The organism is [Clostridium] innocuum (assembly GCA_012317185.1).
In the GTDB taxonomy this organism is placed as follows: domain Bacteria; phylum Bacillota_I; class Bacilli_A; order Erysipelotrichales; family Erysipelotrichaceae; genus Clostridium_AQ; species Clostridium_AQ innocuum.
The window spans coordinates 1,561,183-1,573,777 of sequence record CP048838.1; the positions used below are offsets into that span (position 1 = coordinate 1,561,183).

Below are 12,595 nucleotides of genomic sequence, written 5' to 3' on the forward strand. Positions count from 1 at the left end.
GATGTTACTTTGACCCTGGGAAATAAGAGTCACAATATCCCGTCGCAATTACTGTATGTTTGTTTTCAAAAGCGGAAATATATATCACCCATATTATTATACAAAATCCTTCTTTATTTATCTATCTTTGCTTTTTGTCTTTCGGAATGTCCTTGGACATTTTTCTTCCATGTACACCGCGGATACATCATGGTCATCAACGGTATGAAAAGCGGTTTTTTGTTTGAAATAGATGTTTTCCCTACCTTTTCTGTACAGAATATATTATAATAAAAAGCAGTGTTAGCGGGTGCCTTCGTGCACATGACACATAAAGGAAAGGTGACGTTATGGTTGATTTCATCGCAACACCATTTGCGTTTGGTGATATAGAAAAATTAAAGACGGCAGGTGCGCAGAGTGTACTGATTGCGGTACCGTTTTTCTCGGCGAGAGGAGCTGCCTGTTTTCCAATAGAGGAGCTGCCGGATATCAAAGCGGAATGTGTCCGTTGTCAAATCAGCATGTATGTTCTGGTCAACCGCATTTTTGTGGAGGAAGAGCTGGAGAGGCTGCGTGACTTTCTGAAGCTTTTGAAGGAGCTGGATGTGGAAGGCATCTATTACGGGGACGAGGGTGTTCTTTATGAGGCAGCGCGTCTTGATATGAAGGACCGGCTTATTTACAACCCGGACACCCTGATTACCAATGCCATGGATATGCAGTATTATCTGGATGAGGGAATCCGCATGGCAACCATATCCAAGGAAATCACCCTGCAGGAAATGTGCACAGTGGCACGGGATGTACAGGGGGAATGTGAAGTCGTTCTGCATGGCAGATTGAATATGATGCATTCCAAGCGGAAGCTGCTGAGTGCCTATATGGAGTTTCTGGGGAAAGAGGAAGCGGTAACGGACAATCATCAGCTGTATCTGATGGAGGAAACACGGGATGATCATATGCCGATTGTTGAGGATGCGCTTGGAACCCATGTGTTTACCGGATTTACACTTGTCTCCTTTGAAGAAATACGGGAGCTGTATGAAGCGGGTGTACGGCATTTTCGCATTGACGGTATCTTCCATGATATCGAGTATGTATGTGAAGCGCTTCGTCTGTATCAGGATGTGTTAAAGGGCGTGCGGGACGGCCGTCAGACCTATCAGGAATATGAAAAGAAATACAAAGAGGATCATGTGAGTCATGGCTTCTATTATACGAAAACAAGCAAGGTAAAGTAGGTGAGAGCTTGAAGAAGATAGAATTGCTCGCTCCGGCAGGTGATCTGGAGCGTTTGAAAATCGCGGTATTGTACGGTGCGGATGCCGTATATCTGGGAGGCAAGCAGTTTTCCCTGCGCTCCCGTGCCAGTAATTTCGGATTAAAGGAGATTGCAGAGGGGGTTGCTTTTGCGAAGGAGCATGGCGCCCATGTGCATGTGACTGTGAACATGCTGCCCCATGAAGAGGATTTACACGGCTTAAAGGAATATCTGATGGAGCTGGAGCGAATCGGTGTAACGGCGATCATCGCTGCCTCTCCCGGCATCATGATGTGTGCCAAAAAATGGGCACCGAAGCTGGAGGTTCATGTTAGCACCCAGCATTCCTCCACCAATTCCAGCGCCGCAAATTACTGGCAGGAGAAAGGCATGGATCGTGTCGTTCTCGGCCGTGAGGTTACGCTGGAGGAAATCAAAGCAAGTGCTGCTCATACGCAGGTACCTTTGGAGGTCTTCATCCATGGCGGTATGTGTATCTCCTATTCAGGACGCTGTGTACTCAGCAACAATATGACGGGCCGTGATGCCAATCGCGGTGGGTGTGCGCAGAGCTGCCGTTGGAAATATCGTCTGTATGAGGGAGATCGTGCACTGCATGATGAACAGGATCTGTTTTCCATGTCCAGCAAGGATCTGATGGCTGCCAAATATATTCCGGATTTGATTACGGCGGGTATCGCCAGTCTGAAAATCGAAGGACGTATGAAAAGCGCGTATTACATCGCCACCCTGATCAAAACCTACCGCATGCTGATTGATGAAATTTATGCGGAAGGCGGAAGACTGAGTGACAAACGGATGGAATGGTATTATAATGAACTGGCAAAGGCGGAAAACCGACCCACCGGGTGCGGCTTCTATGAGGGTATGCCGAGCTTTCACGGGCATTTGTACGGTGTCAACGGAGCCGGTGTGACACAGGAATTTATCGCCTATGTTCTGGATTATGAGGAAGAAAGCGGCATGGCAACGCTGGAGGTGCGCAATAACTTTCGCGGACATATCGCTGCGGAGGTTTTTGGACCGACGATATCCGCCACACGTTTTGAGCTGCAGGAGCTCTATGATATGGATGGAAATCTCTTGGACGTTGCCAAAACACCAATGCAGAAAATCAGAACCCATGTACCCCTGCGTCTGGAAAAGGACGCCATGATTCGCAAGGTTGTGACAAGGAATCGCTCCGGTATATACTGAACGGTGTGTGGATATGTGGGTATGCGGTATTGCGGCATAACGAAGGTGTCGGATATCGCAGTGCTTTATAAAGGATACTAAGGAGAGAAGATTATGAAACTGAGTAAGTCGTATTTTTATACATTGCGGGAAAACGTGAAGGATGAAGACAGTACAAGCGGAAATCTGCTGGTGCGTGCGGGAATGATCAAAAAGAGTAGCAGTGGAATTTATATGATTATGCCTATGGGGAAACGCGTACTGAAAAAGATTGAGGAAATCGTACGTGAAGAAATGGATGCCGCAGGTGCACAGGAGCTGCTCATGCCTGCCATGATACCGGAAGAAATTTATGAGAAAAGCGGACGCCGTGAGGCTTTTGGTTCCAATATGTTTGCATTAAAGGACCGCTATCAGAAAAATTATGTGCTGGGACCGACCCATGAAGAGCTGTTTACCATGGCAGCGATGATGAAGGGAAGCTCCTATAAGGATTTTCCATATAACCTGTATCAGATTCAGACAAAATTCCGTGATGAGACAAGACCGCGCTATGGCCTGATCCGTGTGCGTGAATTCATCATGAAGGACGCGTATTCCTTTGATATTGATGAAGCCGGTCTGCAGGAATCCTATATGAAGATGTTTCAAGCATATAAGAATATTATGGATCGCTGCAATCTGAACTATAAGATCGTCAAGGCGGATACCGGAGCTATGGGCGGTTCTCTGTCTGAGGAATTTCAGGCAATCACCGAAATCGGGGAGGATGTCGTGGTGACCTGTGAGGGCTGTGACTTCTCCAGTAATCTGGAAATCACCGAGGTTATCGATACCGGCAGGCCATCCGATGTAGAGGCGCTGGATATGGAAATCGTGGAAACTCCGGATGCGAAAACAATTGAGGATGTTGCGGCATTCTTCCAGAAATCCGTAAATGATTTTGTGAAAACACTGATTTATTCCATTGATGGGAAAACGATGGCCTTCCTGTTGAAGGGGGATCGGGAGCTGAATGAAACCAAGGTGCTGAAGCTGCTGCAGGCAAATGAAATGGAGCTTGCGTCCTTTGATGAGGTGGAACGTGTTACCCATGCAAGGGTTGGCTTTGCAGGTCCGATTGGACTGGAGTGTCCGATTATCATGGATCGTGAAGTGGCAAATATGAAAAACTTTATCGTTGGAGCAAACAAAACCGATCATCATATCAAAAATGTAAACCTGAAGGATTTCACAGTGGAAACCGTTGCGGATATTGCACAGGTTCATGAAGGGGATATTTGTCCGAAATGCGGAAAACCGCTGAAGTTCTGTAAGGGCATTGAGGTCGGCAACACCTTCAAGCTGGGAACCAAATATGCAAAGGCACTCGGTCTGGAATATCAGGATGTCAACAATAAGCTGCATCCTGTGGAAATGGGATGCTATGGCTTTGGTCTGGAGCGCTGCATGGCGGCAATCGTGGAACAGCATAACGATGCATCCGGTATCATCTGGCCAACAAGCGTGGCACCGTATGAGGTCGCTGTGGTGGTTGTGTCCAGCAAGGATGATGAACAGATGCGCATTGGAAATGAACTGTATGAGGCACTGAAAAAAGAAGGCATTGATGTTCTGCTGGATGATCGCAAGGAACGTCCGGGAGTGAAGTTCAAGGATATGGAGCTGATCGGTATTCCATACCGCATCACCGTCGGCAGAGGAATCAAGGACGGCAATGTGGAATTCCGTGCCAGAACAGCTGATGAAAGCAGTGATGTTTCCCTGCATGAGATTGTTGACATGGTCAAGAAGGAATTACAGAAATAAGTCTGCGTGAGACTTTCAGGCAGTCTGAATATGCTGTGAAAAAGTTCGAAGGGGATTCGGACTTTTTTCTAAAGATTAGAGCGCGAAGTGATGCATGCGAAGAGCAGGCTGCCTATGCAAGTGCTGAAGCTTTTAATAACTGCTGTAAGGTACATGGGAAAGGTACCTTACAGCTACAGATGAAAGCCGGTTGGATCACTTGACGATGAGAATCCCCATCATCGCTTTCTATATATGGAAGACCGAAGTGCTTCAGGATTTCAAAAAAATACGGTCTTTTTACAAGCGTGTGACAAAATTGCGGTATACTTTTCCCGGCTCTCGCATATCATGTAATCGTTACCAGTATGCTGTGCGACAGGTGAGCACAGCTGCGAAACAGAAATTGGAATTGAAAAAGTTTTCATAAAATGAAAATATTACAAAAACTACTTTCTTATTTTTTCTTTTTATTGTATAATATAACCCGATAGGGTTATTTAACTTTATTTTCCAACTTCATTTTTGAATTTGAAAGGAGCAGATTATGAAAGAGACATTGTATTTAACAAAAGAACTTGCAATACTGAACTACAGCGCAGGATACGCACATTCCGGTGACCAGCTGCTGAATTCTTCCACGTTCAGTAATTATGTTCATAACTACCTGGATTACTTAAAAGCTGATAACGAGGCTTTATACTTCTACGCATTGAACGGCAAAACAACCAGAGAGGCAACCTTTGAAATTCTGAAGCTGTTCCGCATGCTGCGTGTATTCAAAGCGGAAGAGGTGGATTCTCCATATCTGAACGATAAAGCGAAGCTGCTGGAGTTCGTGGAGGAAATGTACAACTTCTGGAAAAAGCATCAGCGATTCTCCGTAATGTCGATCGGACAGGGAAATGCATTGCAGGATCTGACCTTTGTGGGCGCAGATTCCAGCTTTACCAGTCTGATTCTTGGATTGTACCGTAACATCGAGGAACAGATCATGGGAAGAAAAAACCGTGTATACCGTCAGCTGCAGGCTGGTACCAATGCATCGATTGCAGTGAAAAATATTGATAATCCAAAGCTGAGCCCTAAATACGATGCATTAAAGGATATCGAATTCATTCAGTCCGTTATGCTGCGGACACCGATGATCCTTCATCCGAAGTCAAACAAGCGTACCGGGATGTTTACAGAACGGGATACCAATCCGATTACGGAATTTACCGGAACACCGGATGAATGGTTCTGTTATCCATGCAAGGTCGGAAGCCTGCTTGCTTTTATCTACTTCCACCGTGACTTTATTTCCTCTGCCGTATCTCTGGCAAATCTGTTTGAGCTGGCGAATGAGGATGAGTGCCGCAAAAAACCGGATCTGATTTGTTTATTCGGGAATCAGGATGACAAGGAACAGACAACCTTCCATTATGATGCTGAGGATGATGTATGGATCGGATGTGTCAGCTATCATGAACGTATTGAATACTTCGGTTATCTGAAGAAAATGACACTGACACTGCATAACGTAAGAAAAATGCAGAAGGGCTGGCTGCCGATTCACGGAGCATTCGTCAATATTACCTTAAAGAGCGGAAAACGCAAGGGTATTATGCTGATGGGGGATTCCGGAGCAGGTAAGTCCGAATCCATTGAAGCCTTGAAAATTGCCGGTGCGGATGTCATTAAGGACATTGAGGTTGTCTTTGATGATATGGGTACCATTCATCTGGAGGACGGTGTTCCTTATGGACAGGGTACGGAAATCGGTGCCTTTATCCGTCTGGATGATCTGGATCCGGGAACCCCGTACCGTGATATGGACCGCTCCATTTTCATGAATCCGGAATCCAGCAACAATGCCCGTGTTATCACACCGGCTGCACCATATGAAATCGTAGCGATGAATCATAGAATTGACTTATTTGCCTATGCAAATAACTATGATGATAAGCTGGGGCTGCATCGTTTTGATACTCTTGAGGATGCGAAGGCAACCTGCAAGGAGGGAAAACGTATGGCCAAGGGAACGACACAGGAGGTCGGTATTTCCACAACCTACTTTGCGAACCCGTTTGGACCGATGCAGCAGCAGGAGGTTTGTGAGCCTCTGATTGACCAGATGTTTGTCGCACTGCGCGACAGCGGCTGCTTCGTCGGAGAAATTTACACCCACCTGGGACTTGATAAAGAAAACCGTGACGGTATTAATATCGCGGCCAAGGAGCTGCTGGACTTCATCGAAAAAGACTAAGTCTGTAAAGCTGCTGTTCTCCAACTGGAGACGGCAGTTTTTTTACGGTTATACTTCTATAAGGAGAATGGCTGCGGACGGACGCGGCTATTGGTATGAAGGAAGATCGGCGGGGAATACTGAAACAGATACGATATACAGGATTCTACGATATATATACGATGAAACAAATATGTATGCATAACATAGATGATTGTATGCAATATAAAAACAATGTGAATAAAATGTATCCAAATTGTAGAAAAACACTCTTTTCGAACGGTGATATTCATAGTACAATACAGATAAGGATACAGGAGGAAATTGTATGGATATTTCAAATATTTATGATGCCAAGGAAGTATTGAAGGATGTTATTTCCAAAACACCGCTGGTGCATGCGGATAAGCTGCATGAAAATCTGTGGATCAAGGCGGAAAATCTGCAGGGAACCGGTGCCTTTAAGCTGCGTGGAGCTTACCATAAGCTGCATTCTCTGACACAAAAGGAGCGCGAGAAGGGCGTGATAGCCGCAAGTGCCGGAAACCATGCACAGGGAGTCGCTTATTCCTGCATGAAGATGGGAATCAAGGGAACAATCGTTATGCCGAAAACCGCTCCGCTGTCTAAAATTGAAGCAACGCGAAGCTATGGTGTTGCGGTGGAACTGCAGGGAGATACCTTTAATGATGCCTATGAGTATGCGAAGAATCTGCAGGAAATCACAGGCGCAGTATTCGTGGAGCCCTTTGATGATGAATATGTCATTGCCGGACAGGGTACGATCGGTCTGGAAATTCTGGATAAGCTCAGTGATGTGGATACGGTAATCGTACCGATTGGCGGGGGCGGTCTGATCAGCGGGATTGCCGTTGCAATCAAGGCAATGCGTCCCAGCTGCCGTATTATCGGCGTTCAGTCCGAGCATGCGCCGAGCATGAAGCAGTCGCTGGAAAAGAAGGAGATTATCAAGCTGCAGAATGTAAGTACGATCGCGGACGGAATCGCTGTAAAAACTCCGGGAAAGCTGACCTATGAGCTGTGCAGCAAGTACGTGGATGAGGTGGTAACCGTCAGTGAGGAGGAAATTGCGGCTGCCATACTGACACTGCTAGAGAAAATGAAGATGGTCGCTGAGGGAGCCGGAGCCACCAGTGTTGCGGCGGCGATGTTCGGTAAGGTGGATCTGAAGCATCACAAATGCGTTGCAGTCCTTTCCGGAGGAAATATCGATGTCAATCTGCTGTCTAAAATAATCGACCTCGGCTTGATGAAGACCGGACGCAAGGCAGTCATCAATATGAACGTTATGGATAAGCCGGGGAATCTGTCCCGTATGATTGAGCTGATATCCAGAACCGGAGCCAATATCATTTCTGTAAATCATAACCGTATTCAGAATGCCATGCTGTTTAATCAGTGCAGAGTCGGCGTTATTATTGAAACCAATGATAACAAGCATATCGCAGATGTGCTTGCAATTCTGAAAAACAACGGCTATGACCCGCATCTGGTCGAGCATGTCTGATATTTATATCGATGCGGACGGCTGTCCGGTGATTGAGGAAACCCTGCAGGCAGGAGAGGATTTCGGTTTTCCTGTAACACTGGTATGTGATACCTCCCATGTCTTTCCCTATGAGCATGTCGTTATCCTTATGGCGGATAAAGGAAGAGACAGTACGGATTTTCTGTTGCTGTCGCATGTAAAAAAGGGAGATATTGTTGTTACGCAGGATTACGGTCTGGCTGCACTGGTTCTCAGTAAGGAAGGATATCCAATCTCCTGCAATGGAGTCCCCTATACAACAGAAAATATCAATCGCCTTCTCACAATGCGTCATGTCTGCAGTGTGGAGCGTAAGCATGGCAATTATGGAAATCATGCGAAAAAGCGGACACAGCAGGACAATGAACGGTTTCTGGATGGTCTGTATGCATTGTGTGAAAGTCTGCAGGATAAATAAAAACGGATATACCGGCTGTTTTCCCCATTTGTTTGAATGGGGTATACCATAATAGAAAGCACAGAACCATTTCACAGTCCAGTGGAAGCGATTCTGTGTTTTTGCATTTAGAATCGTAGTGAATCACTGTTTTGTATAAGTCGCTGTCAAGACAGGGTGTTGGATGCCTGAACAATCAAGGAAATCACAAGCTGTCTGTGCACTGCATACACTTCACCAGCAATATTTTTCATAAAGAACACCATCAACGGTATGGTAAGCTGTCAGCTGTGTCAGTCAATCGGAGAAAGGCCTTTCAAAAGATGGCAGAGAGAACATGGGTTGCAAATTTGTAAAAAAAATGATATCGTTATGACTCGGGATTTGAAAATTCCAAAGATAAGTAGCATCGGACAATCAAGTCCGGTACCACCCCGGGAAGCTGCAGGAACGAGAAATGGAGTGAATCGTATGAAAGAGCTGTATCTGCAAAAGGTTACGTCGCAGGACATGGTGAACAAAATCAGAGGTATGCGCAGTGAAGAAATCAATACGTATCTTACGGAGCTTGGGTGTACGCTTACCTGTGAGGGTATTCGGGGGCGTCTGGAAGCCACCTACAACGATCTTGCAGTCGCGGATGCTATCTTTGAAACACAGAAGATTGACGATACCCATGCAACGTTCCCCAAAGCCTTCATCGATGAAGCGGTGCTGGAGATTGCAAGAAGAGAGGACTTCGGCTTTACCCATTACGGTCTTATATCCGATGCGATTCTGGATTTGATGGAACAGGGCAGTGAACAGGTTGCGGCGGATTTGCTGGAACAGTTCCGATTGCTGTTTAAAACTGCGAAAAGATTTCATATTGACAGCCTGGAAGCTATGATGTATCAGGTTAACGATGGCTTGGATATGATTGGTGTGGTTACCTTTCTGCTGGATATATTGATGGAGCAGGGACGCAGGGACAAGGAACAGTACCGTGTACTTATCGCATTTGTCGATAAGTTTCTGCATGTATTTTCCAAAACGAGCGATTTCTTCCGTGTCGGGATGCAGTATGAACAGGCAAAAGCATATATCGCACTAAAATCAAAAAAAGGAGAACAGATGTTTCAAAAGCTGTTAGCCACACACAGTGATGTAACCGACGTGGTGTTGCATTATGCTCTGGCATATCTGGATGATGATGAAAAACGTACACGCAGGCTTCTGGAGCGTTATGCCTCACGGCTGGATAAGGAAAGTCCGGCATATGAGGAGATTCAGGAGCTGAAAAAAGATGTATATAACTAACATGAGGTGATTTCATGCAAAAGAATTTTGTACAGCGACATGCTTTGTTCTTTTCTGTCATTGTATTCTGTTTCGTAATCGTACCCTTTATACGAAATGCCTATGCACAGGAAAAAGCAGATAAAAAGCAGCAGGCGGAAACACTGGTTATCCGTACACAGAAGCAGGCTGAAGAAAAGAAGGTCACAAAGCGACGGGTTGTTCTGGATGCCGGTCACGGCGGCTATGATGACGGCAGTGTTGCGGCGGATGGCACAAAGGAAAAAAACATTACACTGCAGCTGACGAAAAAAATCGGAAAGCTGCTGGAGAAGCAGGATGTGGATGTTGTGTATACACGAGTGCAGGACAAGGTGTCCTGGCCGTCGGATAATGAAAAGGATTTGCTGGAGCGTTCCCGCATTGCCAACACATCAAAAGCGGATTATTTTATATCGATTCATATGAATTTTTCGGATACAGCGCAGGATTCCGCAAGGGGTGCGGAAATCTGGGTAAGAGAGAGTGATGCGAAAAGCAGGGCACTGGCAAAGCAGGTAAATAAACAGCTCACGGGTCTGAAGGGGATGAAAAGCAGAGGGCTGAAGGATGAGGCGGAGGCCCCGCTTTCTCTGATGGAATATACCGATATTCCGACTATTTTAGTGGAGGCAGGCTTTTTATCCAATGATGGTGACCTGTCCTATCTGAAATCAGAGAAGAATCAGGAGGCAATGGCTAAGGCGATTGCGGATGGTATTGTGCATGCATTTGATAAAGAATCATAAAATACCGCAAAATCTTTCTATTTTACTGTAAAAATGATACAATATGACTTATACTATAGGAAAAGGAGGAATATTTATGTTTGAACGCAATGAAGATTATTTTGAGCCGCAATATGCAGCAACCAGCCTGCAGAAGCATGCTGTACGTACATTTGGATGGATGACATTGGGTCTTCTGGTGACTACGGCTACTGCCTTTGCTGTATACTCCACAGATTTGATTTATTATATTTATACTATGCGATTTGCGCCACTGATTCTGATTGCCGCACAATTCGGTGTGGTCATCGCTCTGGGGGCACGTCTGATGAAGATGTCCGCCACAAGTGCCAAGATTTTATTCCTGGCGTACTCTATGCTGACCGGTATCACCTTCTCAACGCTTGCTCTTGTATACCTGCCGGGTACACTGGCTATGGCGTTTTTGATGACGACTGTGTATTTCGGAAGTCTGGCTGTCATCGGATATACGACGAAAATGAATCTGCTCCGCTTTGGACCGATTCTCTTTGGCAGCTTGCTTGCTTTGATCATCACTGAGGTTATTATGATGTTCATGAGGGCTGATACCAGCACAATGCTGATGAGTGCCATCGGTCTGTTGATTTTTACCGGACTGACTGCCTATGATGCACAGAAGATGAAGGCACTGTATGCAAGCTATGAAGGGGATGAAGAAATGCTGAAAAAGCTTTCGATCTATTCTGCTTTTGAGCTGTATTTGGATTTCATCAATATCTTCCTGTATATTCTGCGTTTTGTAGGAAACAGAGACTAGCTGTATAGGTTAATAGAATGCTTCCCGCCGTCATGAGAACGGTATGGAAGCATTTTTTTGTGTACAGGATACAAAAAAGCCAACATGTCATAAGGCATGAGGGTACTCGGCGTATGAAATCATAATCTTCTCTGAATAGGCAGGTGTATACAGTAGGCGTATATGTGTATCCTATATGGCGGTTTTCTGCAATCCGCTTTTGATTCGAATGGTTCATAGATGATACCGGCATATGAAAACAGCCGCAGTACATATCCAATATGCTGCAGCTGGTATAGTTATTTTATATGCAGATAGTTTGCGATATTCGCGTTTGGATCCAGAATCGGCTCAATGCTTCCGCACCGACTGCTCATAATCACAGCCAGTCCGGGGCCGTGTCCGCTTGTATAGGAATCCGCATGCACAACAATACCGACAGATACCGCTCCCCTGCGATAGTGCGGACCGTTGTGGTTATCATGATCCTGAATCATGACCAGATCACCAAAGCGCAGCTCATTGATTCCGAATTCCTTATTTGCCTGTGCATCCTGCGTCATAATGTCGTAATCCCCCAGCATGGTGGTCGCACTTCCCAAACCGCTTCCCATGAGATAGGCCGGAACACAGGTCACAACCGGTATTTTGATTCCCTGCTCCTCCTCTACGATTCCCAGTCCTTCAAACAGCGCTGGATCGATGTTCATCAGCTGTATCTCTTCATGATCGATCAGTTTAAGTCCCTGTCCGCAGGCTTTGATCAGCACCTTATCCTCTGTTGTCATCAGCTCCAGCGTTTCTTCATCGAAATAAACCATTACATGATCAATACCGCCATGCTTTCCGGTCACATAGCCCTCTTTGCCCTTTGCATCGCCGCTGATGACCTTCGCCCTGTTTCCGATACAGGCAAAGGCCTGCAGTGCATTGTTTTCTTTTTCTACAGGATTCTTCAGACTAACGCCCGGCTCTATGTGATCTCCTGCAATACCCATGCAGGAATCACCGATTTTATAGTTGTAAATAATACCGCCTGTCGCCATCGGGATTCTGCCATATCCGTCATAACCGACACGATATCCGTTTCCACTCATGATGGGATGATCCACCTTTCCCTGAACACTCATCACAGGCAGTGAAGCTTTATTTGTCTGCATATCAATCACTCCTTTTCCATGTTTTTACCATGCATCCATTTTACTATACCATGAAGAACTCTTCAACATGAAAACGTAATCTGTGGGTATTCTTTCCAACGCTTCCATCATTTTATGCCAGGATGCGTGTACAGCAGGCTGTACCGGAATTGCTTGAACAGGCAGCTGCAATCGAAAAACTTGAGAAATTGATAAAAATCCGCACCATAAG

General features: G+C 45.7%; 10 protein-coding genes. 9 read left to right on the forward strand and 1 reads right to left on the reverse strand.

Translation table 11 applies throughout. The annotated features are described in order from the left end of the window. Positions 1-329 precede the first annotated feature (329 nt). The 9 genes from G4D54_07510 (at position 330) to G4D54_07550 (ending at position 11,245) form a co-directional block, all read left to right on the forward strand. Positions 330-1,223, forward strand: a complete 894-nt coding sequence (locus G4D54_07510; GenBank protein ID QJA02281.1) for a U32 family peptidase — start codon at positions 330-332, stop codon at positions 1,221-1,223. A gap of 8 nt (positions 1,224-1,231) precedes the next feature. Further along, positions 1,232-2,461 (forward strand): U32 family peptidase, encoded by a 1,230-nt coding sequence (locus G4D54_07515; protein ID QJA02282.1) that lies wholly within the window; start codon positions 1,232-1,234, stop codon positions 2,459-2,461. A gap of 93 nt (positions 2,462-2,554) precedes the next feature. Beyond that, positions 2,555-4,249 (forward strand): proline--tRNA ligase, encoded by a 1,695-nt coding sequence (locus G4D54_07520; protein ID QJA02283.1) that lies wholly within the window; start codon positions 2,555-2,557, stop codon positions 4,247-4,249. A 526-nt stretch (positions 4,250-4,775) separates the two neighbouring features. After that, on the forward strand, positions 4,776-6,476 hold the full coding sequence (locus G4D54_07525; GenBank protein ID QJA02284.1) for a hypothetical protein: 1,701 nt from the start codon (positions 4,776-4,778) through the stop codon (positions 6,474-6,476). 307 nt (positions 6,477-6,783) lie between these two features. Further along, positions 6,784-7,983, forward strand: a complete 1,200-nt coding sequence (locus tag G4D54_07530) for a threonine ammonia-lyase (GenBank protein ID QJA02285.1) — start codon at positions 6,784-6,786, stop codon at positions 7,981-7,983. Continuing rightward, entirely contained in the window at positions 7,976-8,422 is a 447-nt protein-coding gene (locus tag G4D54_07535; GenBank protein QJA02286.1) for a YaiI/YqxD family protein, read from the forward strand. Before G4D54_07530 ends, G4D54_07535 begins: the two co-directional genes overlap by 8 nt. Positions 8,423-8,872: 450 nt before the next feature. Then, positions 8,873-9,700, forward strand: a complete 828-nt coding sequence (locus tag G4D54_07540) for a hypothetical protein (protein QJA02287.1) — start codon at positions 8,873-8,875, stop codon at positions 9,698-9,700. A gap of 14 nt (positions 9,701-9,714) precedes the next feature. Then, positions 9,715-10,467: an N-acetylmuramoyl-L-alanine amidase gene (locus G4D54_07545; GenBank protein QJA02288.1), complete on the forward strand. Its 753-nt coding sequence runs from the start codon at positions 9,715-9,717 to the stop codon at positions 10,465-10,467. A gap of 76 nt (positions 10,468-10,543) precedes the next feature. Continuing rightward, entirely contained in the window at positions 10,544-11,245 is a 702-nt protein-coding gene (locus G4D54_07550) for a Bax inhibitor-1/YccA family protein (GenBank protein QJA02289.1), read from the forward strand. Positions 11,246-11,523: 278 nt separating this feature from the next. On the opposite strand, the gene G4D54_07555 is transcribed toward G4D54_07550, so the two are convergent. Beyond that, positions 11,524-12,384 (reverse strand): DUF4438 domain-containing protein, encoded by an 861-nt coding sequence (locus tag G4D54_07555; protein ID QJA02290.1) that lies wholly within the window; start codon positions 12,382-12,384, stop codon positions 11,524-11,526. Between the last annotated feature and the right edge of the window lie 211 nt (positions 12,385-12,595).